This is a genomic window from Bacteroides acidifaciens, assembly GCF_024623065.1.
In the GTDB taxonomy this organism is placed as follows: domain Bacteria; phylum Bacteroidota; class Bacteroidia; order Bacteroidales; family Bacteroidaceae; genus Bacteroides; species Bacteroides acidifaciens.
Genome location: NZ_JANJZR010000062.1, coordinates 1 through 26,805 on the forward strand (window position 1 = coordinate 1; position 26,805 = coordinate 26,805).

The window sequence follows — 26,805 nt, forward strand, 5'->3', positions numbered from 1 at the left end:
GAGATTTCAACAATACTTCTGCGTCCGACTTATACCCCAAAATTCGATGTTTTCAAATTTTTGTCATGTACTTAAATCAAGGACAATTGTCATGGAGCGGTAAGTTCGGCGACCACGATGTCAGCGCCATGGGAGTGTTCAACCGTACCGAACGAAGCACTGGTAGCGAGTTCCCTCACTATCGTGAAGACTGGGCGTTCCGCGCTACTTACAGTTATGCCAACCGTTATTTCTTGGAATACAACGGTGCATACAACGGTTCCGAGAAGTTTAGTCCCGACTATCGTTTCGAGTTGTTTAACTCAGGTGCGTTGGGCTGGATGATAAGCGAAGAAAAATTCTTCAAGCCTCTCCGCAAGTGGGTAGATATGTTGAAAGTACGTTATTCTGTCGGTGAGGTAGGTGACGACAACCTTGGTATTCGTTTCCTCTATGCTACACAGTGGGCTTATGGAGGTAAGTCTTTCCACGGTTTGAACAATCGTACCGAATCTCCTTACACTTGGTACAAGGAAGCTACAGTAGGTAATCCTGATGTACATTGGGAAACAGCTTTGAAGCAGAATATAGGTGTTGATTACGCTTTCTTCGATGGTTTGCTTGCCGGTAGTTTGGAATTTTTCTATGACAAGCGGTCGGACATTCTTGTAGCCGGCGACAAACGTGCCACTCCCGGTTATTTAGGAATTTCCGCCCCGGCTGCCAACTTAGGACGTGTGCGTACGAAAGGATATGAATTGGAACTCCGTGTAAACAAAACATTGAACAACGGTCTTCGTCTGTGGGGTAACTTCAATATGACTCATGCTGAAAACAAGATTCTCAAATACGATGACCCTGTGTTGCGTCCTGCATACCAGAAGTCGGAAGGATTTGCCATCGGACAAGACCACGCTCATCTTACGGCAGGATTTGCCAACACGTGGGACGAAGTATTCGCTATGCCTACACACAATACGATGAACGATCAGAAATTGCCCGGACAGTACATCACTATGGACTATAACGGTGATGGCGTGGTAGATGCCAACGACAGTGCTCCCTACGGTTATACGGGTACTCCCGAAAATACGTACAACGCCACTATCGGATTCGATTACAAGGGATTCAGTTGCTTTGTACAATTCTATGGAGTGACCAATGTCAACCGTTATGTAGGTTTTACTTCCTTGCATAATAACGTGAATACTGTATTTGACGAAGGCGTATTCTGGTCGAAAGACCGTTTTGATGCAGATGCTCCCATGCCTCGTATCAATTCTACTCCGAGCTATTATGAAGGTACTCGCTTCCATTACGACGGTTCGTTTATTCGTCTGAAGAATGCTGAAGTGGCTTATACCTTTACACAACCATGGGTAAAGAAAATCGGATTGAACAGATTTAAAATATTCCTGAACGGAAACAACCTTTGGGTATGGTCGCGTATGCCGGATGACCGCGAATCGAACTTTGCAGGTACGGGATTGGCTTCGCAAGGTGCTTATCCTACTGTACGTCGTTTCAATCTGGGTATTAAGTTTGACCTCTAAAACATCATCGAATTATGAAAAAATACATTATAAAATATGCTGTAATGGCTTGTTTGAGTCTCGGATTGGCGGGTACGGCTGCTTCGTGTACCGACTATCTGGACAAGGCACCCGAATCGGATGTCACTCCGGAAAATGCCTTTAAGGACTTCCACAATTTTCAGGGATTTGTAGAAGAGCTTTATGCTTGTATTCCCGACATGGCCAAACAATACTGGTCAAACTCCTGGAACTGGGGTGAAGACGAAGTGATTGGTGTAGACTGCAATTATCACATGGGATATAAAGTGGACCAAGGCGACTTTTGGGGATGGCAGGCTGAACACGACGGCTGGGGAGCCGGATTTATGGATTGCAAAACGCTGAATCTGGACTTTACTACTCCGAACGACGGATTCAGATGGAACCGCGACTTGTGGCCCGCTTCTTGGTACGGAATCCGTAAATGTAATATGGGACTGGCAAATCTGGATCTGCTTACCGATGCAACGCAGGAACAGAAGAACGCCATTGCCGGACAGCTTTATTTCTTCCGCGGGTGGTTCCATTTCATGCTGATACAATATTTCGGCGGATTGCCTTATATTGATAAGGTGTTGCCTCCCAACGAAACATTCAACGAGCCGCGACTCAGCTATCACGAATGTGCTGACAAGGCTGCCGATGATTTCCGGATGGCTGCCGACCTGCTGCCTATTGATTGGGACAAGACATCTATCAGCCCGAGCACGAAAGGAAACAACCAACTGCGCATCAACAAAATCATGGCACTGGGCTATTTAGGCAAAAACTATCTGTGGGCAGGAAGCCCGTTGATGAACAAGGTGTCCACAGGAAGCGAATCCTACAATCAGGAATATTGCCGGAAGGCTGCCGAAGCGTTCGGGGAGTTGCTTACGCTGGTAGAGAAAAAACAGACGCAATATAGTTTGGTAGACTTTGAGGACTATTCCGACCTCTTCTACACATACGGAAAGAATGCTCAAATGCCAGGTTCTACAGAAGCATTGTTCAGAGGATTGGTGGCAGATGGCTGGCAGAACTCTACTTTTGGTTTAGCTCTTCAGTTTGTGCCTGCTAGTTATAAGAAGGAGAACAATCCGCAACTCTCGCCCACAGCCAACTATGTGCATTATTACGGTATGGCAAACGGATTGCCGCTCGACGACCAGGAATCCAAGTGGGACAAAAATCATCCTTGGAAAGGACGCGACCCGCGCTTCTATCATGACATTCGCTTCGATGGTTCGCCTATGGTATCTGATGCAAAGAAGGATTCGAAGGAGGTTGGTGACTTAGCCGTTGCATCCCTCTATACAGGCGGAAACGCTCGTGACGACCAGTTCGGAAGCCGTACCGGATTCCTGCTCGGCAAATTTATTCCGGTGACAGCTAATAAATGGGATGAAGGCTGGGGATGGAGTCCGCAGTTGCATATCTATTGCAGCTATATGCGTCTGGCGGACATTTACCTGATGTATGCCGAAGCTGCGGCAAATGCTACCGGCTCGTCTACAGGAAAGTCAACCAACTGCACGCTCACAGCACTGGCCGCAATCAACACCATCCGCAAACGTGCGGGAGTAGAAGGTGTCAATGACAAATATACCGGTTCAATCGATCTGTTCAACAGTGAGATTCGCCGTGAACGTGCGGTAGAACTTGCATACGAAGGACACCGTTTCACTGACTTGCGTCGTTGGCTGCTTATCGACAAGAAACCTTATACCGAAAAGACCGCTGTCGATTTCCAACGCGTAGGCGAACTTGCCGAGAATCCGCAGGAAACAGCTGTAAGTGGCTATACATATCGGGTAATCGTGACGCGTAATTTCACGGAGAAGCATTACTGGTTGCCTCTGAAATTGTCTGACGTGACCTTGTATCCGGAGTTCTATCAGAATCCGGGATGGTAAACAAGTGACTTATTAAACGAAATAGAATATCATGAAACAAATTCATAAAAATATAATTCTTAGCGCCGGACTGTTGTTTGCTTCTGCCGGGCTGATGGCTCAGACGGATGTGGAGAAGACTGATACATTGGCTCAGAAAGTGAATGTGGCTTTCCGCACAGTGGACCGGGCGGATTTGATGGGTGGTGTCTCGTCCGTCAATGTAGAGGAACTGACTAATAAAAGTTATTCGCTGTACAGTCTCGACAATATGCAATCTTTAGTGGGAGGTTACAACGGACAATTATGGAACATGGGCGAAGCATTGGTATTGGTAGACGGAGTCCCTCGTGAGGCAAACAACATTCGTCCTACCGAAATAGCCCAAATCACATTCCTCAAAGCAGCGCAAGCCGTGGTGCTTTACGGCAGCCGTGGTGCGAAAGGAGTCATCCTTATCACCACGAAGCGCGGATGCGATAAAGACTTGCGGGTGAGTGCGCGTGCCAATGTCGGTATCAATGTGCCTAAAAGCTATCCTAAATATCTGGCTTCTGCCGAATACATGACGTTGTATAACGAGGCGTTGCGCAACGACGGGTTGGATCCCGCTTTCTCGGATGAGCAGATTTACAATTATGCAAGCGGAAGTAACCCTTACCGTTATCCGAACATCAACTTCTTTTCCGACGACTATATTCGGAAGACAAGTCAGGACTATAACGGAGTGGCCGAGTTTTCGGGGGGCGGACGCTACGCCAACTTCTATACGAACATCGGTTACGAGAGTTCCAACGACTTGCTCAACTTCGGTGAAAGTAAGAACAACCGCAACTCGCGCCTGAATATTCGCGGTAATGTGGATTTGCGTATGAACGACTGGATCAGCGGTTGGGTAAATGCAAATGCTATCTTCTACGATTCCCGTCACGATAAGGCAGACTACTGGGCCAACTCGGCTACGTTACGTCCGACTGCTCCCGGTTCGGCGCCTCTTGTACCTTTCATTCCCATTGAGTTTGTCGATAAAAACGATGCTGCTTCGTGGACGTTGATAAACAATAGCAATTACCTTATTGACGGCAAATATCTATTGGGAGGTACGCAGTTGAACATGACTAATCCTTTTGCTGCCATGTATGCGTCCGGTTATCAGAAAGCTACTTCACGTCGTTTCCAGTTTGATGCGGGAATCAACCTCGATTTGTATAAGGTGCTGAAAGGATTGTCATTCCGTACACAGTTCTCCGTAGACTACGGAACTTCTTACATCACTTCTATCGACGACGATTATGCAGTGTATGAAGCCTCTTGGAACAATGCTTTCGGAAGCGACCGTATTACTTCATTGACCAAGTACAATATGGACAAGCATACCGGTACACAAAACGTATCAGGCAGTACGGCGTATCAGACCATTTATTTCTCTGCACAGTTCGGCTATCAGAACACTTTTGCTAACAATCATCATGTGAATGCATTGTTGTTAGCTCAAGGCAGCCAGCAGACCTATTCAGGTACCTACCATCGCACCAGCAATGCCAACTTGGGTTTGCAACTCGATTATAACTATGCCGGTAAATATTACGCCGATCTCAGCATGGCAGCGGTTCATTCCGCTAAATTGCCCGAAGGCAACCGGATAGGGCTTTCTCCTTCGTTTACGTTGGGATGGCGTCTTTCCGAAGAGGGGTTCCTCAAAGATGCCGACTGGCTCGATAACCTGAAACTGACGGCAGGCTATAGTGTGCTCAATCAGGATTTGGATATCAGTGATTACTACATGTATGCTACTAAGTTTACACAGGCAGGTACATGGTGGGGATGGAGCGAGGTAAACAACTCGATGCAGACCACCGACTTCCTGCAAGGTGGAAACCCTGATCTCGGCTACATCAAGCGTAAGGAATTTACGGTAGGACTGGATGCTTCTCTTTGGAAGGGATTGGTGAGACTCAATGCCAATTACTTCATGACCAACACCGAAGGATTGCTGGCGCAGCCCCAAAATTATCCGTCTTATTTCCAGACTTATTATCCGAAGTCCGACATGCGTCCTTATATCAACATGAACAACCAGCGTCGTACAGGTGTGGACTTGAGTGTAAACGTGGGCAAAAAGCACGGCGACTTTGAATGGAATGTGGGACTTGTGGGTATGTACTACACCTCTAAGAACACCAAATGGGACGAGAATGTGAAATATGACTGGCTGAAAGCCGAAGGTGAGGCGATTGATGCTTTGCGCGGATATCAATGCATCGGATTCTTCAAAGACGCTGCCGATGTGGAAAGTTCAGCAAAGGTGAATGCTAATACCAAACCCGGTGATTTGAAGTATGTAGACCAGAACAACGACGGTGTCATCAACGAGCAAGACCAAGTGGTGTTGGGCAAATGGGGTGCTTCCTGGGTGATGGGTCTCAACCTGACTGCCAAGTACAAAGGATTCACATTGTTTGTGGCAGGCACCGGATCGTTTGGCGGCAAAGGACTGAAGGATAACAGTTATATGCACGTGTATGGCGATCGCAAATATTCCGAAGTGGTTCGCGGACGTTGGACGGAAAAGACGGCAGATATCGCTACATACCCGCGTCTCACCACACAAGGTGGCGACCTGAACTTTGTAGCTTCCGACTTCTGGTTGTATGACACTTCACGTTTCGATTTGAACCGTGTTCAATTGTCTTACGACTTCCCGGCTGCCATGCTGAAAGGCAAACTTGTGAAAGGTTTACAAATCTATGCCAACGGAACAAGCCTGTTGACCTTGGCGAAGGAGCGTAAATATATGGAGATGAATGTAGGGACTTCTCCCCAATGCCGTTCGTACGCACTGGGTGTAAAGGTAGACTTTTGATGGGTCTCTCGTTGTAGAATATAAAAATATAGAATAAATAAGTCATGAAGAAAATTATAACAATATGTGCCTTTGCCGCTTGTCTGACCGGATGCGATGACTTGTTCGAACCGGCTATCGAGAACAACCTCGGACTGGAATATATGTACGAGAATTCGCAATATGCCGAAGGAATACTGGCAAATGCCTATACACGCATACCCTGCGCAGGCTATTCTTTCAACGACGTGGCTACCGATGATGCTGTGAGCAATGATGCGGAAAACAGCTGGCGTAAAATAGCCTCCGGCATGTGGACGGCAAACAACAATCCTGCCGACCGTTGGACTTCCTGCCGTTCTGCCATACAGTACATCAATCTTTTCCTTGCCAATGCCGACAAGGTGAAATGGGCGAAAGACGAAGTGGTGGCGCAGATGTTCTGCGACCGTGAGAAAGCGGAAGCCTATGGCTTGCGTGCCATGTATATGTATTACCTTCTCGAAGCCCATGCGGGCTATACCGAAGACGGTGTGTTGATGGGGGTGCCTATCTTGACTGAACCGGAAGCTGCCGGATCCAACTTCAATGTGCCACGCAGCACATTTGTAGACTGCATGAAGGCGTTGAAAGAAGATGCCCGGTTAGCACTCGAAGGATTGCCTTGGGAATATGGTGATGCAGCGGAAATGCAACGCTTGTCTGCTAAATATGCAGGAGCAGACCAAAGCAAAGTCACCCGTGTGTTTGGTGCAAACTTTATCGGTCGTATGTCCGGCAAGGTGGTGGAAGCGTTTGTGGCAAAAGCGGATTTGCTCGCTGCCAGTCCGGCATATAGCGACCAGTCAGGCGTTGATTGGAAAACGGCTGCTGCCAGTGCTGCAAAGGTACTGAATCATATCGGAGGGGTAGACGGTATGGATCCTACCGGATGGACATGGTATTGCAATGCGGACGATATTGAAAACCTTAGCCCTACCGAATCACCTGCTGAAATTCTGTGGCGTGGTGAACGTGCCAAATCCCTCTCGCTCGAAGAAGATAACTTCCCGCCTACACTCTACGGTAACGGACGTATCAACCCAACTCAAAATCTGGTGGATGCATTCCCGATGCTGAACGGTTATCCGGTGTCTCATCAGTCCGGTGAATATGATGAAAATCTTCCGTACGCTAACCGTGACCCGCGTTTGGAAGCATACATTCTCTATAATGGTGGCAAGGCAGGCAATACGAATAAGGAAATCTTTACGGCAGCCGACGGAACTACCAATGATGCGCTGAACAAGGTGGTAGGACGTTCTACCCGTACCGGATATTATCTGCGCAAACTGTTGCGTCAGGACATCAGCCTCGACCCGAATGCGAAAGCCGACCAGTATCATTATACACCGCGCATCCGCTACACCGAGATATTCTTGGCGTATGCCGAAGCGGCAAATCAGGCGTACGGTCCGCAAAATAAGGGCGGCAACAGCTATTCTGCTTATGACGTGATGAAAAAGTTGCGCCACCGTGCCGGCATCGGTCTCGACAATGGTGATGCTTACTTGGAATCCATCAAGAACGATCAGGCGAAGATGGCGGAACTTATCCGCAACGAACGTCGCATCGAACTTTGTTTCGAAGGTTTCCGTTTCTGGGATTTGCGCCGTTGGAAGAGCAATCTGACCGAAGCTGCCAAAGGGATGAATATCAGTGGAACCCGTTATACTCCGATGGAGGTAGACAAACGCTCGTTCAGTGAGTATATGTATTACGGTCCTATTCCTTATTCGGAAGTTCTTAAGTATGACGAACTGAAACAGAATCAGGGTTGGTAAACCGATAGTGTAAATTTAATAAAATGCTAAAGCATACTATGATTATGAATAAGACAATAATGAAATGCATGGTCCTTGGCTTGTTGTTTGCCGGCTGTGAAAACGGAGACAAAGAATTCGACGACTACGAATATCAGACCATCAGTTTTGCTACTCAGACTCCTATACGCACCATCACATTGGGCGAAGATGTATATCCTACCGAACAAGACAATGAATATCGGATGCAGATCATCGCTACATTGGGCGGTGTGTGGTCAAACCGCAAAGAGCGCACGGCACAGATTGTTATCGATGAAAGTTTGTGTGCCAATGCTTATTTCGATAATGGCGAGCCGATACGTCCAATGCCTAAGGAGTATTATACCTATTCTTCGGAACAAGTGGTATTTCCCAAAGGAGACATTTACGGACGTATGGACATACAGTTGACCGATGCCTTCTTCAACGATCCTCTTGCGCCCGAACTCACTTATGTCATTCCGGTACGGTTAGCACAGGCTTCAGACTCTATCTTGTCGGGCAAACCTAAAGTTGAGTCTCCCAATCGCTTGAATGCGGCAGACTGGGACGTGCTTCCCAAAGACTATGCGCTTTATGGGGTGACCTACAAAAACAAGTATGAGGGCACTTGGTTGAGTCGTGGCACGGACCAGCTCGACATTAATGGCAACACTTCTACGCTTAACCGTAACCCGCAGAATATAGAGAAAGCAGACTTACGTACATTGGGAACTATTGCCCTCAACAAAGTGCGTTATCCTCTTTCGCTTTCGGTGGATGTGGTGAATGACAAAGGCGAAGCTTCCAAGCAAACGTTGACAATGGACTTGGTGATAACGGTTGACGACAACGGCAATTGCTCCATCACTACCGACACGCCGGGGGCTCAGGCAAGCGGTTCGGGCAAGTGGACTTATCATGGTGCCAAGAAAGCGTGGGGCGACAAAGACCGCGACCTGTTCGAACTGACCTATGAAGTGACCTATGCACCTTATGTGTTGAATGCTGTGACCGGTGAAATGGGTACTGCCAAATGTAGCAGCACAGACGCGCTGGTGTCACGTGACCGACAGAGCAAATTCGAAACTTTTAACGTGAAGTTGAAGTGAACCGCAATCTAAACAATTCAAAAAAAACTACATGAAGATGAATAGAAAAAATAATATGGTATGGGGCACGTTGGTAGCAGCTTTGCTGGCTTCTTGCGTGGATACCGAGATTGCCGATGTCACGGTGGCAAAACCGGAGTCGATAGCGCAATACGAGTATCTGAATGATTATGCCCCGCTGAAATCGTACATAGACCGTGCAGCTAATCCCGATTTTAAATTGGGATTAGCGTTGGCAGCCAACGAATTTATCGAAGGAGGGTTGGTGTTTCGTTTAGCGGAAGCCAACTTCGACGAAGTGACCGCAGGCAACGCGATGAAATATGCTTCGTGTGTGAACGATAAAGGGGAGATGAATTTCGAAACTGTGGATAAATTTGTCACTGCCGCCCAAGCTGCCGGAATTACTATATATGGACATACGTTGGCTTGGCACGCACAGCAGAATAATAAGTATTTGAATTCTTTGATTAAAGACAAAGAATTGCCGCCCGCTGTAGGAGAAGGAAATTGCTTGCATATCAATACTCCTGAAGCGAAGGCGAATCCATGGGATTGGCAAAATATCTATGATTTGGAATCTTCTCTTTTACAAGGGAAAACTTATGTATTCTCTATGAAAACCAAGGCTTCATCAGCTGTGACATTTCCACTTTGGATAGAAACACCGAATGCTGGTAATACACATTATGGCATACCACAGATTTCAGCCGGAACTACGTGGAGCACAATAAGTATTGAATTTACACCTAATAGTGATTGTTCTCGTTTGTTATTCAGTTTCGGACAGTTTGGAGGAGATCTTTGGTTTGATGACATGGTGCTGGTTGAAAAAGGTTCTGAGCAAAATATGATAAAGAACGGAACTTTTGAAGAAGGAAGTTTGCCTTCTAATTGGTCTAAACCAAGTTGGCATGCGCATTCTTATTCAATTATACCTACACCGGGAGACGCAGCAGTTATGATACCTGTCAGTGTGGCGTCTTATGATTTTCAAAATGGTACTCCTTTGCCTGGATGGGGAGACGGTATGACGCTAAAAGTTGAAGATGGGGTGTTTGTCATAGAAACTTCTAATCCGACTGACAGCTGGAAAAAACAAATATGTCATGAAACGAAAGTTCCTTTCGAAAACGGACAGACATATAGTGTATCGTTGAAGATAAAAGGAACTGTAGCAGGCAATATTGGGTTAGCTTTTCAGAATCCTGACCCCGATAAGGGGTATCCTAATTGTGGTAATTTCCCGGATATACCGATTACTACGGAATGGAAGGAAATAACTGTTAAAACGACCTGTAATGGTGAAGAAGCATTGCGTTTAATATGGAGTGTCGGTGCATATGGAGGGACTATTTTTATGGATGATATCGATATATTTTATGAAAAATCGGCCAGTTCTATTCCTCTTACTCCCGAAGAGAAAAAAGAAGCGCTTACTTTGGCAATGAACAATTGGATTGAAGGAATGATGAAAGCTACCGGTGGTTACGTGACTACTTGGGATGTAGTGAACGAAGCTATTTCAGGTGGTGGCAATGACGGTGAAGGTTTCTATGTCTTGGAGTCTGCTTCTAATGCAGGTGCTAATGCAGCCAATAATTTCTACTGGCAAGATTACTTGGGTAGTGAAGATTATGCTCGTATTGTTGTAGCTGCCGCCCGTAAATATTATGCAGAAAACGGTGGTGTTAAACCTCTCAAACTTTTCATCAACGATTACAATTTGGAATATGACAATCATAAAGCCAAGAGCTTGGTACACTGGATAGAGAAGTGGGAATCTGACGGTGTGACAAAGATTGACGGTATCGGTACACAAATGCACGTGACTTATCGCGCCAATGCTGCTGACCAGCAGAAGCAAGAAGAACGTGTAGTGAATATGTTTGAAATCTTAGCCAAGAGTGGTAAACTCGTGAAAGTATCCGAGCTGGATATGGGATATGTGGATGAAAGCGGCACTGCGGTGTTGACAAAGGATATGACCGAAGAACAACATAAGGCGATGGCTGAATATTATAAGTTTATCGTGAAGAAATACTTCGAGATTATTCCTGTGGCACAGCAATACGGCATCACGCAGTGGTGTGCTACCGATGCTCCTGGTGCCCCCGGTGATTCTAACTGGCGTGGCGGTGAACCTGTAGGCTTATGGGATTCCAACTACAACCGTAAGCATACTTATGCCGGTTTTGCAGACGGATTGGCTGGTAAATAATAGAGATTGATAAGAAAAGGCAGCGGGGCGAATTGTATCCGCTGCCTTTATTGTTTTAATGCATATTTTTGCAACAACTATTATGTAACATCAACATCATATATGAAAAAGATCATTTATTTGCTGGCGTGGATAGGCTTGGCTTTGGCGTCTTGCTCGGACGAAAGCTCTCTTCCCATACAACCGGAGATTCCTGCCGAACCGGAAACACCCAAGGACGAACCGGCTCCGGAGAAAGACTATCATCAGTTGCCGGTGTTGCACGTAGAGGGGCGCTACCTTAAAAACGAAAAGGGCGAGACGGTCAATCTTCATGGATTTACACAGACCTACAGCCCCTTTTTTAACGACAACGCATGGACTAACTACGATGTGCAGTCGTGTCTTAGCTATAACAAACGTATGGTAGACGGGATTGTGGCTGCCGGATGGAAGTTCAACTTCGTGCGGATGCATCTCGACCCTTATTGGAGTGATGATACTTCAAAGCCGTTTGTGCGATACGAAGGACACGAACGCTTTTCCGAAACCCGTTTCCGCAAGTATCTCGACGAACTGTTTGTGCCGATGGCGGAGTATTTCGTATCTAAGGGAATGTATGTGGTGATGCGCCCGCCCGGGGTATGCCCCAACGAAGCTCCTTATCAGGGAATAGAGGTGGGCGATAGCTATCAACAGTTCCTGCTTAACGTGTGGAACATTGTTTCGCAACACCCCAAAGTGAAGAACAATACGGACATCATGTTCGAACTAGCCAATGAGCCGGTCAACATCAAAGGGACCGACGGAGCCTATGGCAGCACCTCCGATGCCTGCTTTGCCAATGCAAAGATTTACTTCCAGTCCATTGTAGACAAGATAAGAAGCCATTGCCGTAATATCATTTGGGTGCCGGGCTTGGCCTACCAGTCGCAGTATGCCGGATATGCCACCCACCGCATCGAGGGCGATAACATCGGCTTTGCGGTGCACTGCTATCCCGGATGGTATGGCAGCGATGCCGAAAAAGACAGTGGCGAGGGAATCGGCTCTTCCACCGGTGGCGGCTACGAGTCCTTCCAGCGCGGATGGGATAAGCAAGTAGGTCCGGTGGCGGCGATTGCCCCCATCATGGTGACGGAAATAGATTGGGCACCTTTGAAATACGATGCCACTTGGGGAAAAAGCATCACAGGCGAAGCTGGTGGCAAGGGTTTCGGCGCCAACTTCAAGTATATAGCCGACAATGCAGGAAATGTGTCGTGGCTCTTTTTCACTACAAGAAGCCACGAGCTGGCAGCGTTTAAGGACGTGCCGGGTACAGAGGGCAACTATACATTCCTCAACGACCCCGAAGCCTGTCCGTGGGCAATGTATCATTGGTTCAAGGAGTATGCCGAGGGAGTGACCGTCAATGGCGAGCCCGAGAGATTGGAACTGATGGGCGAGCAGGCGACACGCTCGTTGCAGATGGGAGGAGTGCACTACCTGAAAGTAAAGGCAGTGTATAAAGATGGCACCTCGCGAATGGTGACTGCCGAAGCGACTATCAATAGCTCGGACGAACAAGTGCTGAAGGTGGAGCCGACTGGCAAACTGGTGGCGGTGGCACCAGGTAATGCTACGGTAACGGTGACTTACCGCACAACAGCGGGAAACAGCATGCAACAGACATTGCAGGTGACGGTGGTTTCGCCTTTTGTGCTGACGGAAGACGTGTTTGACCCTTCGATATGGGAAGAAGGTACCTTTGACGAAACGACCCGCACCTTGGTGACAGGCGCATGGGGCTTTGGCGGATGGAAATACCCCGGCGGACTTGACTTGTCGGGCTATCGGAGGCTTACCGTGGAATTGGGCAACGACAACGAGTGCGGTGTCTCTTTCCGCCTTTTTGACAAGGACAACTATTGGTCGAAGCCCGCCACCTACGATTTCGGACAGGCACGCAGCGTAGTGGTAGATTTGCAGCAGATGAAAGATGTTGATGGCAATAGGGTAGATCCATCGCACCTCTACATTGTCGGATTCTGGTCGAATGGTGGCAAACCGATTGTGATAAGCAGCATAAAGTTGGAATAAATATAATATAGAAAGATAGTAAATGAAGAAGTTTTTATTGTTGAGTTGTTTGTTGTGTGCAAGCCTTTGCGCGGTTGCACAGGATGCAAACTTTTACATTTATCTGTGCCTGGGGCAGTCCAACATGGAAGGCAATGCCCGCTATGAAGCACAAGATACGCTGGTGGATGCACGCTTCCAAGTGTTGGCGGCGGTAGACAATAAAGAGTTGGGACGCGTGAAAGGCGAATGGTATCCCGCCCGCGCTCCGCTGTGTCGTCCGAACACCGGGCTGACACCGGCTGATTATTTCGGACGGACCTTGGTAGAAAACTTGCCCCCGCATGTGCGCATCGGAGTGGTACACGTGGCGATAGGCGGGTGCCGGATCGAGCTTTTCCAGAAAGACAAATGCGGGGAGTATATCAAAACAGCTCCCGACTGGATGGTGAACACGCTGAAAGAGTATGACAACGACCCGTATACCCGTTTGGTGGAGATGGCACGCATTGCACAGAAAAGCGGTGTGATAAAAGGGATACTTCTGCATCAGGGTGAGTCGAACACCGGTGACAAGGAGTGGCCCCAAAAGGTGAAGAGCGTATATGACAACCTGCTGGCTGACCTCCATCTGCAGGCTGACGAGGTGCCTCTGATTGCCGGTGAAGTGGTGAATGCCGACCACGGTGGTGTTTGTGCAAGCATGAACGAGGTAATTGCTATGCTGCCGCAGGTGATAAAGAACTGCGCTATTGTCTCCTCCAAGGGGTTGAGCTGCGCTCCCGACCATCTTCACTTCGATGCTGCCGGTTACCGGGTGCTGGGACGCCGCTATGCGGCACAGGCACTCCACCTGATGGGCATTGAACTTCCTTCGCCCGATGATGTGTGGAAGCACACAGTGGCAGCCCCCACCAATATGCACGGCAGCGACTTCCCTCGTGTCGACAAGGACAACCGTGCTTATTTCCGTTGCTATGCTCCCGATGTGAAACGCTTGCAGGCAGACGTCTGCGGCAGGAAGTATGAGATGGCAATGGACGAGCACGGCTGGTGGAGCGTGAAGACCGACCCGCTGCCGGTGGGATTCCACTATTATTTCTTGTTGGTAGACGGATTCAGGGTGGTAGATCCCTCTTCGTGTACCTTCTTCGGTTGTTGCAGCATGGCGAGCGGCATCGAGATACCCGAAGGGGCGGAGGGCGATTACTACCGCCCGCAGCAAGTGCCGCACGGGCAAGTGCGCTCCTGCACCTACTATTCAGAAGCGAAGAAAGAGTTTCGTCGTTGCATGGTGTACACACCGGCAGAGTATGAGTCTCACCCCAAAAAACGCTATCCGGTGCTTTACTTGCAGCACGGCATGGGAGAAGATGAAACCGGCTGGAGCACCCAGGGATATATGCACTACATCATGGACAACCTGATAGCCGCTGGCAAGTGCGTGCCCATGCTTGTGGTGATGGATAGCGGAGATGTGGAGACTCCCTTCGTGCCGCGTCCGGGGAAAGATGTGAACGAAGAGCGTGCGCTTTACGGTGCTTCTTTCTATGATGTCATTCTGAAAGACCTCATTCCGATGATAGACCGTACATTCCGCACCAAGACCGACCGCGAACACCGTGCGATGGCAGGCTTGTCGTGGGGAGGACACCAGACGTTCCAAACAGCGTTGCCGCGTCTCGACATGTTCTCCTACATCGGTGGGTTTAGCGGGGCGATTTTCGGGCTGGACGTGAAAACGTGCTTCGACGGTGTGTTTGCCGATGCAGGTAAGTTCAACAAGAAAGTGCATTATCTCTTCCTCGGCTGCGGAACGGACGAACAGATGGGCACGAAGCAGTTGGTAAAGTCTCTCCGCGAACTGGGCATCAACGTGGCTTATTATGAATCGCAAGGCACCGGACACGAATGGCTCACATGGAGACGCTGTCTGAAAGAGTTTGTTCCACACTTGTTTAAACATTGAAAAGGATATGAATTTGAAAGCAAAACTTGTGGCGGCATTATTGCTGCTTGGAGGTGCTCTACCTCATGGGGCAGGAGCGCAAAATCCGTTTGTGCAAACCTGTTATACATCGGATCCTGCCCCTATGGTGCATGATGGCACATTGTATGTCTATACAGGACATGATGAAGATAAGGCTGATTTTTTCTGGATGCAGGAATGGCGCGTGTATTCTACCAAAGATATGGTGAACTGGACTGACCATGGCTCTCCTCTTGCCATCGAATCATTCGACTGGGCGGACGACCGTGCCTGGGCGGCACAGTGCATCGAACGCAATGGTAAATTTTATTGGTATGTCTGTTTGCACTCTAAACTGACCAATACGATGGCAATCGGTGTGGCGGTAGGCGATTCACCTGTCGGTCCTTTTAAGGATGCCATCGGTAAACCCCTTTATGACGGGAGCTGGGATTATATAGATCCTACCGTATATATAGATGATGACGGTCGTGCTTATCTGTATTGGGGAAATCCGAATATCTATTATGCGGAATTGAATGAAGATATGATTTCCTTGAAAGGTGAAGTGGGCAAACTGCAACAGACTGTTGAGAGCTTTGGTGCACCCAATCCGGAAAAGCGTGTCAAAGGTGTTAAGTATAAAGATACTTATACAGAAGGTCCATGGCTTCATAAACGGGAAGGAAAATATTATCTTCTTTATGCTGCCGGAGGTGTCCCCGAACATATTGCCTATTCCATGAGCGACGGACCTCTTGGTCCGTGGAAGTATATGGGAGAAATCATGCCTTTACAAGATACGGGCTCGTTTACTAACCATTGTGGAGTGATAGACTATAAAGGCAATTCTTATTTCTTCTATCATACGGGTAAGCTGCCGGGTGGTGGAGGCTTCGGGCGAAGTGCGGCGGTGGAGCAATTTAAGTATAACGCTGACGGCACTTTCCCGATTATTAATGCTACCCGGGAAGGGGTGTCACCGGTAGGCACGCTCAATCCTTACGAAAGGGTGGAAGCTGAAACAATCGCTTTTTCTGAAGGTGTGAAGTCCGAACCCAATGCGAAAACCGGTATATATATATCTGAAATTCATAATGGAGATTATATAAAGGTACGTGAGGTGGATTTCGGCAATAAATCCCCCAAACGGTTCACTGCTACCGTTGCCAGTGCTCTTCGTGGCGGGACACTTGAAGTACGTACAGACAGTATAAGCGGACCATTAATGGCAGAACTGACTATTCCTTCAACGGGCGGTTGGGAATGCTGGAAAACATTGCAGGCTGATATGCTAAAACCGGTCACAGGAATACAAGATATTTATTTTGTATTCAAAGGCCGTAAAGGCTGCAAACTGTTTAACTTTGATTGGTACAAGTTTAACAGATAAACATGCCAGAGAGCAGTTGGGTTACTCTTCCTTTTTACTCAACTGCTCTTTCATATACATGGAAGGCGGAACTCCGTATAGCTCTTTAAATGTAGTCGAAAAATTATTCGGGTCGTTGAAGCCTGTCAGCATAGCAATCTCGGAGATTGTATGCTGCTTTTCAGACAGTAAGCGTGCGGCTTCTTTCAATCGTATGTTGCGTATAAAATCACGCGTTGTCTGGTTGGTGAGTTCTTTGAGTTTGCGGTGCAGGTGCACGCGGCTTATGCCTACCTCGTTGGTAATCTGCTCGATGGTCAAGTTCGGATTGCTTATATTATCATTGATCACTTTCATGACACGTTCCATCAACTTTTCATCGGGTGATTTCACTTCCAGTTTCTGAACCTTGTTCTCCTGATTTTGCTGACCTGCAAATACTTTGCGTAACTGCTGCCGTATATTAATCAGATTTTCTACCGTCTTTTGCAGGATTTCGATATTGAATGGCTTCATGATATAGGCGTCGGCCCCTGTATTCAGACCTTCAAGGTTGTCTTCTTCCCTCGTTTTCGCAGTAAGCAGAATGACTGGGATATGGTTGAGGTTTACATTCTGCTTGATTTTCCGGCATAAGGTAAGTCCGTCCATTTCGGGCATCATGATGTCACTAATGACTAAATCCGGAGCCTTTTTAAATATTTGCTCTAATGCTTCTTTACCGTTACGGCTTTCCATGATATGAAATTTGTCTCCAAACTCCTGCGCTATATAATTTCGGATTTCTTCGTCGTCCTCTACAATTAATACGTGATATTTAGTTTTTACCCTGACTTTCTTTTCTTCCTCATTTTCTATAATGGGAGAGATGACAGGAACAGTTGGGGCGGCTACAGTTACCTTTTGCTCATTGTTGTCAACTTCTTCAGGCCGTAGATGCTTGTTACCCAACGGTAATCGGATAATGAAACGGCAACCCGGTTGTTCTTTATTATTTTCTACATAGATAATTCCATGATGTAATTCCACTAATGAACGAGTCAGATGTAATCCTATTCCTGTTCCGCCTTTCGGATTCTGTTGGCTGTTACGTATCTGATAGAAACGATCGAAGATACGTTCTTTTTCCTGTTCATCGATGCCTGTTCCGGTATCCGCGATAATTATTTCGGCATATTGTTTCAAGGGATCGGGCAGTGTATTGTCTTCTCCCGTACGGATGGTAATATCTATGTTTCCTTTTTCGGGAGTAAATTTGAAGGCATTAGACAGAATATTCAGGATAATCTTATCAAAATTACCTGTGTCTACCCATACATTCAGTTCCGGGAGCGTACTGTGAAGTTGCAGCCGGATATTTTTTGTATTTGCCTGTTGACCGAACGTGGTACATAAATCCTCTATAAAAGGAATAATATTGGTCTCCCGGAACATCAGGAACATTTGTCCTTTATCAATTTTCCGAATATCCATTAGCTGATTGACAAGATTCAGAATACGTTCCGCATTTCTGTAGATAATATGGTATATTTTCAGGCGTTCATTGTTCTCCTCATTCTTAATCAGTTTCTGTAGAGGACTGATGATTAGAGACATCGGAGTGCGTATCTCATGAGAGATGTTGATAAAGAACTGCAGTTTTGCTTCATTGATTTGTTCGGCATGGATATGTTGCAGCATTTCCTGATGCATTCTGTACCGATGTCTGATCTGAAGAATTATGATAAATATAATGGTCAGTAATAATAAGGAGTAGATAACTTTGGCCCACCATGAAGCATACCATGCAGGAGATATAAAGATGGTGATTTCCTTTATATTTGAATACACAGTGTTGTCTTTTGCTCTGATTTTAAAGTTATAGGTGCCGGGTTTCAGATTGCTGAATGAGATACGGTTTACACCTTTGGGCAGGCTAATCCATTTTTCATCGTTGATAGAATAAAGGTAGTTGATGTGTTCGGGGGCATTCAATTCCAGAGTGGCAAACTCGATGCTGAACACATTGTCTTTATAAGATAGATAAAACTCTTTTGCGTTGAATACGGGGCAGTTGATAATATTGTGGATACCGGATTTCATTCCTTTTCTAACCGGATTGTTATGCAGGAAAAAGTCGGTAATCCGGATATTCCATGTTTTTGCCGGATTGATAATGTCTTGCGGATTGAAATAGGTGATACCATTCATTCCGCCAAACCAAATAATGCCTTGTTTATCTTTGAAGGAGGCATTCTTGTAGAACTCATTTCCCTGTAATCCGTCGCTGACATAATAATTGATAAATTTGTTGTTTTTCTTTTGGAATTGGGAAATTCCGGCATTGGTGCTTATCCAAAGAAAATCTTTTCCATCTCCTTGTATGGCATATATTGTATTACTGGGCAATCCGTCGGCAGTCGTATAAGTGGTTAGTTCTTTCGTTTTTTTATTCCAACCGGATAATCCTTCGGAACTGCCCAACCAGACAACTCCGTCGGCATCTTCAAAGATTGAATAAATAACATTTTGTGAGAGTATCTTATGACTTTGGAAATCAGGACTGTCGAGGTCTATACAGTTGACGCCGTCGTAAGTTCCGACATACAGTTTATTATCATCGGAATAGTGCAGGCAACCTATCCATTCGTTGATGAGAGATGTCTGAGATTGTACGGAGGTAAATTCTTTCGTTTTCAGGTCGTAGTAGAACAAACCGAATCCCATTGTCGCAATCCAAAGACGTTTGTTTTTATCTTCAGCGAAGTCGTATACACGTTGGATATAGTTGTTGTTCTTATCTACAAGTTTGTATTGGTAATCGCACAGTCCTGTCTGTTTGTTCAGCTTTCCCATACCGTTGATAAAGGACCCGACCCACATATTGTGTTCGGAGTCTTCGTACAATTTAATAACAGTTGAGGGTACTGAATGAGGATGGGCGGTGTGTGAGAAATGTTTGGCCGGCTCCAGCTTTTCCGTAAGGGCATAAATACCGTCGTTATCCGTTCCTACCCATAGAGTCCCGTTATTATCTTTACAGAATGAAGTAATGCAACAGGAACCGATGCAATTTTTATCTGTTGATTTATGTCCGATATACTTAAAGCTGTTGGTGCGGGCCGGAATTAATATGACTCCTTTCTGATAAACAGCTAGCCATAAGTTGCCCGAATTGTCCTTTAGGATGGAGTGTATTTTCGAGTTTCCCGAATCGAAATAATTATTGTCAAACTTGTATTCGGAGATTTCGTGTGTCTGGATATTATAAATGACTACTCCCTTGCCGTCAGTGCCGATATACAATTCATTGGGTATACCGGAATAAAGGAAGCAAACAGGGAGTTCTCCTTTCTCTTTCAAATCGACTGGAACAAAGGTTTTACGTTCTTTATCGTAAATGAATAGTCCTTTTCGTATACTTCCTGCATAAATGTTGCCTCGCTGGTCCTCGCATATACTTTTGACGTATCCGTTGTCTTTAGACAAGTGTAGCGTGAGCTGATTGTCGGGAGTGAGTTGATATACTCCTTCTTCCCCTTTTGCCATCCATACATTTTGTTTTTTATCTTCAAACAGACTTCCGGGTGAAGTGACTGCGATATCGGCTTTTCGGACAGTCAACAGATGGTCTTTGATGTCCAGCTTGTACAATACATTTCCGGATACCCATATCTCTCCGTTTTTTCGCTCGATGAAAGAATTAATGTTGCTTTCAAGCGTTTCTCCGGTATCTTCCCATTTGGCAAGTGGAGTAAAATTGTCCGTGGCCGGATCATACATTTGAATCCCTATATATGTGCCGATAAGCAAATGACCCTTGCTGTCTTCAAAAACAGTACGAACAAAATTGTGGGCTAATGAATGTTCGTTATCGGGCTCATGTTTGTATATGGTAAATTTAGCACCGTCATAACGGTTCAGACCATCTTCTGTTGCAACCCAAATGAAACCGTTCCGGTCTTGATATATTTGATTAATCAGACTGCTGGAGAGTTCTTTGTCAGTAGTGAATAACTTAGGAGATTGTCCGTTGCATAACAAAGAAAACAATAATAATAGAAAAGTGAATACATTTCTCATAGTTTATAGATCGTTGTTGGTAGCACAAAGAAAACTAAAAACCTACATATAACCTAATAAAAGATGAATATTTTCATTAGGCCTTGGGGGTACAATCGGATGTTGTAACATCGTTGGTAAATAATGTAACATGAGAAAAGATTGACCTACCACCCCGTCCTTCGGACACCCCTCCTTTCCGAAGGAGGGGAAGCCATGCGGGCGAACTTATATCGAACTGATGTTACTTACAACATAGGTTTTACCGGGCTTTGTTTCGATGTCATATTCATAAACTTTCTGCAGTTTGGGAGATTGCGCACTTACCCCTTTGGCTACAAGAGGTTGCTTGATAGGAGTGGCGGCAAATAATCTATTTGAGCACTCTTTCCCGTTTGCCTGTTTTAAGCCTTTCCCTTTCAGTGAGACATAAGACCGGATGCGGAGCGTACCGCCTATATTCGATCGGATGATCGCTTTATTTAACACCTTGTTTTTCCAGTCCATATCGACGGTAAAGTTTCCACGTGCCACCAGCCCCTTCACACTTCCTTCTTTCCATGCATCAGGCAATGCCGGCAATAAATGTACGGCACCGTCATGACTTTGGAGCAACATCTCCGCTACTCCGGCTGTATAACCGAAATTACCGTCAATCTGGAAAGGCGGATGGGCATCCAGCATATTGGGATAGGTGCGCCCGTTCGGATATTCGTTAGCCAATTGATCGTTGGGCAATAGTTGAATCATATTTTGGATGATTTGGAAGGCATGGTTTCCATCCAGCATGCGTGCCCAGAAATTGACTTTCCAGCCGATACTCCAACCGGTAGCCTTATCACCGCGTTGCAGCAATGTGTTTCTTGCTGCCTGGAATAACCCGGGATTGGAGTATGGAGAAATTTGATTACTCGGATATAGCCCGTACAAATGTGAAATATGACGGTGCTCGTCCTTGGGATTGTCAATGTCTTCCAGCCATTCTTGTAGTTGATTATGTTTTCCTATTTGCATAGGTGGCAACTTTTCCAGTGTTTGTTTGAGCGAATCCTGGAAAGAGGGGGCTTCACCTGCGATGTATGAAGCCGATAAGGTATTATGCAGCGCATCAAAGGCAATCTGGTTATCCATGGTGCAACCTGCCGTGATGGGACCGTGTTCCGGTGACACGGAAGGAGACACTACCAACCATTTATATACTGGATGTTCCACCAGAAAATCCATATAGAATTGTGCGGTTCCTTTCAGTATCGGATAATATTCCTTTAGAAATTCTTTATCTCCGGTAAAGAGGTAATGTTGCCAGATATGTTGAGCTAACCATGCACCGCCGCTAGGCCACATTCCGGCTGCGGCAAAATCGACTACACCACAGATTCTCCATAAATCAGTATTGTGATGCGCCATCCATCCCCGACAATCATACATGGTTCGGGCGGTTTCTGCTCCTGTGACAGATAAATCTTTCAACATGGAGAATAGCGGACCATGTGTTTCACTTAAATTGGTGACTTCTGCCGGCCAATAGTTCATTTCTGTATTAATGTTGATGGTATACTTGCTGTCCCACGGGGCATGTGTGCTGTTATTCCATATTCCTTGCAGATTAGCCGGTTGTCCACCCGGTTGTGAAGATGAAATCAGCAGATAACGTCCATAATGGAAAAGTAGAGCTGCCATTGCCATGTCTTCCCCATTCCCGAAGTTTTCAATTCGTTTGGGAGTTTCCAGTTGGGAAGCTTTGCCTGAAGGTAATGTAAGGCGTACACGGTCAAATTGTTTTTTATAATAAGCGATATGGTTTTTGAAAGCTTTTTCGTAAGGTGTTTGCATCGCTCTTTTCAGATATTCGCTGGTCCGTTGGGATTCATCGGCACTGACATCCTGGTAGTTTACGTAGTTGGTTGCTGCCGATATATAAAGGGTGGCTTCTGTCCCTGCATTTATTTGGAGCGTATTTCCTGCCGGGCGGAGAGTGCCATCTGTTTTCACTTGAACCTGACATTCTGCGCGTAGTGCGGCTTTCAAACCTTCCTGTTCTTTTCCTTGACAGGTGATAGTCAGTTTGTTATTTTGAGCATTGACCTCATATTTCAATGGGCAGTTGTATGACACATTGAAATTTAGCGCATGGGGTTGGCTCGCCTTGATGTGCATGATGATGACATTATCCGTGAATGAGGCGAAAGTAGTGCGGGTATAGTTTATACCATTCACTTGATAGCGGGTGGTAGTTGTTGCATTTTCCAGATTCAAGTCGCGGTAGAATCCGGTGGCATCCTTATGTCCGGGGAACTCCAGGTACAAATTTCCCAATGTCAGATAGCTCATTCCGTGTTGCCGGGTTAGAAAATTGGCATCAATGAGCCTTTGTGCTTCCTTGTTTTTTCCTTCAAATATCAGTTTGCGCACAATAGGGAGGACATGTACTGCATTCGGGTTATTATTGTTATAAGGAGAGCCTGCCCAAAACGTTTCTTCATTCAGTTGCAGTTCTTCACGCTCGGTTCCTCCATATACCATCGCCCCAAGGCGGGAATTGCCGATAGGAAGAGCTTCCGACCAGTTCTGTGCCGGTTGGCTGTACCAAAGTTTCAAATTTTGTCCTGAAACTAAATGACTTGTTAACAGGAATAGCAGGAAGAGTGTGTTTCTATTCATATTGTACATTTGTATAGGAATTAATATGGGTTTCTCATGATCTGAAAGTCTTTGCTCAAATCGGTCGGATTATGTGTTACAAAGATAGATTATTTATTTGTTATGAAAGCATAAAAGATGTATCGGATTTTTTGTTCGTAGGTTGCCTCTTCCTGTGTTTGTGTTACCAATACTATGATGTATGTTACATACGGCTTATTGGGGAAGAGATTTTTTTGCTTTTTGTGCGAGAGCAACGTACTTTTGCAATATCTGTTTGGAAAGTGGAAGTATTAAACGGGTGTCTTACATAACTGATAAAACACATTATGATAATTATGATTACTGTAAAAAATGCATTCATACTATTGATGGTGTTGGCAGTCACATTGATTGCGCAACCTCTTTCTGCTGTTATACGGCTTCCTCGATTAGTCAGTGACAAAATGGTGTTGCAACGTGATACGGAATTGAAAATCTGGGGGTGGGCGGATTCCGGTGAGAAGGTCACTGTACGTTTTCAAGGCAAGCATTATGATACGGAGGCGAATCAGAAAGGTGAATGGTCGGTAATGTTGCCTCCTCAAAAGGCGGGAGGTCCTTTTGTGATGGAAGTGAACGAGCTCATTATTCGTGATATTTTGGTGGGAGATGTTTGGCTATGTTCCGGGCAATCAAATCAGGAGACGCCTATTTCGCGCCTGACAGATATATTTCCCGAGATTAATGTGTCGAATAACCATATGATCCGTCATTATAAAGTACCTACTCAAAACTCAGTAGAAGATTTAAAGGAAACGATTGCCGGTAACGCTGTATGGCATTCGGCTATTGCTTCTGAAGTGATGAACTGGACTGCATTAGCCTATTTCTTTGCGCAGGAAGCGTATCAAAAATATGGAGTTCCTGTGGGGATGCTTGTTTCTAGCCTTGGAGGTTCCGCCATAGAAAGTTGGATTAGCCAGGAACATCTGAAAGAATTTCCACAATTGCTCATTGACAGAGAGGCATTGGATAGTTTGCGATTAGTCAGGAGAGATAAGGGAGCCGGTAAATGGATGGCAACCGATGTTGATGATTCTGATTGGTCGACGATACAGGTTCCGGGTAATTGGAGAACAAACGGAATGGATGTAAACGGTGTGGTGTGGTACAGAAAAGACTTTGAGGTCCCTGCTTCTATGGTCGGTAGGCATGCGAAGTTGTATATGGGGACACTTATAGACAGCGACTCTGTTTTTGTGAATGGATGTTTTGTCGGTTCCACAGCGTATATGTATCCACCGCGCAAATATAACATTCCGGCAGGCGTTTTGCGTGAAGGGAGGAATAATATAACAGTGAAACTGACGGCTAATTCGGCTAACGGTGGTTTTGTGGAAGAGAAACCATATAAGATAGTCGGCGATGAGGCGGAAATAAATTTGGTCGGTACTTGGAAGTATAGAGTCGGCATGAACCTGAATGAAGCAGGGAAGTATGTTAAACGACTGGCTAACTTAAAGTCTGCGGGGTCGGGACTTTATAATGGAATGATTTATCCGATTAAAGATTATAAAATCAAGGGAACAATTTGGTATCAGGGCGAAACTAACGCTGGACATCCGCAGGGATATGCCACATTGTTGGAATCATTGATTACTAACTGGAGGGAACTTTGGGAAATGCCGGAGATGCCTTTTTTATTGGTTCAGTTACCTAACTTTATGAAGAAGCAGATGCAGCCTTCGGATGGTGGTTGGGCAAGGCTCCGGGAAGCACAGTTGCAAATTGCTATGAATGTGCCTCATACTACATTGGCGGTAACTTATGATGTGGGAGAATGGAATGATATTCACCCGTTGAATAAGAAAGCTGTAGCGCACAGGTTATTCTTGGGGGCTCGTAAGGTTGCTTATGGGGAAAAGTTGGTAAGTTCGGGACCTGTTTATAAAGAGATGAAGATAGAAGGTGATAAAATCATCCTGACATTTACGGAAACAGGCAGTGGGCTCACCAGCAAGGAAGGAGTGTTAAAGCACTTTGCCATTGCAGGCGAAGACAGAAAGTTTGTTTGGGCGAATGCTGTTATTAAAGGCGGTAGGATAATCGTTAGCAGCAAAGACGTAGCAAAACCGGTGGCTGTCAGATATGCTTGGAGTGATAATCCGGAAGAAGCTAATCTTTGTAATAAAGAAGGATTGCTGGCTTCTCCTTTCAGAACAGATAATTGGTAATATGAAGAAGGTGATTTTATTTTTTATTGTATCAGTTTGTTGCTTGTCGTTATATGCACAAACAAACTATCAGAGTAGAGTGATGACAGATACGCTCTACAGTGACGTATTAAAAGCAAAGCGTGCGTATACTGTTTATCTTCCTAAGAGTTTCGAACAGGATAAAAAGAAAATGTATCCTGTGCTCTACCTGTTGCATGGTATGTGGGAAAAAAATGATGTATGGATGAACCGCGGGCACGTAAAAGACGTGATGGACTGTCTTACGGCCAGCGGTGAAGCTTGTGAAATGATTATTGTCTGCCCCGATGCGGGGGGAGGAGATCCGAATATATTTCAGAATGGGTATTTCGATATGCCGGGTTGGGCGTATGAAACATTCTTTTTTACGGAGTTTCTGCCCTATGTAGAGAAACGTTTTCGTGTGATAGGTGATAAACGGAATCGGGCTGTAGCAGGACTTTCGATGGGTGGTGGCGGAGCTACTTGTTATGGGCAACGCCATACGGAACTTTTTTGTGCAGTCTATGCAATGAGTGCATTAATGGATATTCCGGAAGAAGGGGCCGCCCGCTTTAATGATCCGAATGGTAAATTGGCTGTTCTGACTCGTTCGGTTATAGAAAAAAGTTGTGTGAAATATGTTACCGGGGCAGATGAAGAACGGAAGAATGAACTGCGCAGTGTAGCTTGGTTTGTAGATTGTGGTGATGATGACTTCTTACTCGACCGTAATATTGAATTTTATCGTGCAATGAGGCAGGCTGATATCCCCTGTCAGTTTCGTGTGCGCGATGGAGGGCATACTTGGGAATATTGGCATTCGGCTCTCTATATTTGTTTGCCTTTTATTAGTCGGTTTATGGGGGTGTGATTTTTGTTTTATTTTATACGGAAATAACCCAAAATACTATCGCTGACAATAACTCGTCAATATGCAGCTTTTATCTCTTTCTCTTGCTTAAAAATAACTAAGAGCCTGTTTAAATTTTCCTGAGATGATGTTAGATAGGCTTTACCGACCTGTTTTTATTCGTCACATAGTCTCCGTCATGCTCCTCACAACAACAGAAAGTATACTCGAAAGCAACTCTCAAAACTG

Annotated in this window: 13 protein-coding genes; 11 read left to right on the top strand and 2 right to left on the bottom strand. The window is 45.8% G+C overall.

Annotated elements, in window-relative coordinates:
- The 9 genes from NSB03_RS15180 to NSB03_RS15220 form a co-directional block, all read left to right on the top strand.
- Positions 1-1,532 (top strand): SusC/RagA family TonB-linked outer membrane protein (locus NSB03_RS15180; RefSeq protein WP_503597341.1); only part of this gene is annotated, 1,532 nt, incomplete at its 5' end.
- Positions 1,533-1,546: 14 nt separating this feature from the next.
- A complete protein-coding gene (locus NSB03_RS15185) occupies positions 1,547-3,448 on the top strand; it encodes a RagB/SusD family nutrient uptake outer membrane protein (protein WP_136014149.1) in 1,902 nt (633 codons plus the stop codon).
- Between the two features lie 31 nt (positions 3,449-3,479).
- Complete coding sequence (locus tag NSB03_RS15190) at positions 3,480-6,290, top strand: SusC/RagA family TonB-linked outer membrane protein (RefSeq protein ID WP_024987993.1); 2,811 nt, start codon at positions 3,480-3,482, stop codon at positions 6,288-6,290.
- A gap of 44 nt (positions 6,291-6,334) precedes the next feature.
- A complete protein-coding gene (locus NSB03_RS15195; protein ID WP_120465705.1) occupies positions 6,335-8,092 on the top strand; it encodes a RagB/SusD family nutrient uptake outer membrane protein in 1,758 nt (585 codons plus the stop codon).
- Positions 8,093-8,136: 44 nt separating this feature from the next.
- Entirely contained in the window at positions 8,137-9,204 is a 1,068-nt protein-coding gene (locus tag NSB03_RS15200) for a DUF5627 domain-containing protein (protein ID WP_257466490.1), read from the top strand.
- A gap of 37 nt (positions 9,205-9,241) precedes the next feature.
- Positions 9,242-11,425, top strand: coding sequence for an endo-1,4-beta-xylanase (locus NSB03_RS15205; RefSeq protein ID WP_242357431.1), 2,184 nt, complete (start codon positions 9,242-9,244; stop codon positions 11,423-11,425).
- Between the two features lie 102 nt (positions 11,426-11,527).
- Positions 11,528-13,486 (top strand): cellulase family glycosylhydrolase, encoded by a 1,959-nt coding sequence (locus NSB03_RS15210; protein WP_257466491.1) that lies wholly within the window; start codon positions 11,528-11,530, stop codon positions 13,484-13,486.
- Between the two features lie 22 nt (positions 13,487-13,508).
- On the top strand, positions 13,509-15,434 hold the full coding sequence (locus NSB03_RS15215; protein WP_024987995.1) for a sialate O-acetylesterase: 1,926 nt from the start codon (positions 13,509-13,511) through the stop codon (positions 15,432-15,434).
- Between the two features lie 7 nt (positions 15,435-15,441).
- Positions 15,442-16,827: a glycoside hydrolase family 43 protein gene (locus NSB03_RS15220; RefSeq protein ID WP_024987996.1), complete on the top strand. Its 1,386-nt coding sequence runs from the start codon at positions 15,442-15,444 to the stop codon at positions 16,825-16,827.
- Between the two features lie 21 nt (positions 16,828-16,848).
- Here NSB03_RS15220 and NSB03_RS15225 read toward each other — a convergent pair whose 3' ends face one another.
- Positions 16,849-20,868: a hybrid sensor histidine kinase/response regulator transcription factor gene (locus NSB03_RS15225; protein ID WP_257466492.1), complete on the bottom strand. Its 4,020-nt coding sequence runs from the start codon at positions 20,866-20,868 to the stop codon at positions 16,849-16,851.
- A 207-nt stretch (positions 20,869-21,075) separates the two neighbouring features.
- Complete coding sequence (locus tag NSB03_RS15230) at positions 21,076-23,508, bottom strand: glycoside hydrolase family 95 protein (RefSeq protein WP_024987997.1); 2,433 nt, start codon at positions 23,506-23,508, stop codon at positions 21,076-21,078.
- 317 nt (positions 23,509-23,825) lie between these two features.
- Between NSB03_RS15230 and NSB03_RS15235 the strand changes: the two genes are divergently transcribed.
- Together NSB03_RS15235 and NSB03_RS15240 are read left to right on the top strand one after the other, a co-directional pair.
- Positions 23,826-25,703, top strand: coding sequence for a sialate O-acetylesterase (locus NSB03_RS15235; protein ID WP_024987998.1), 1,878 nt, complete (start codon positions 23,826-23,828; stop codon positions 25,701-25,703).
- Position 25,704: 1 nt separating this feature from the next.
- The gene (locus tag NSB03_RS15240) at positions 25,705-26,577 is read left to right on the top strand and encodes an alpha/beta hydrolase (protein WP_074635906.1); all 873 of its coding nucleotides are present in this window, start codon (positions 25,705-25,707) and stop codon (positions 26,575-26,577) included.
- Positions 26,578-26,805 lie beyond the last annotated feature (228 nt).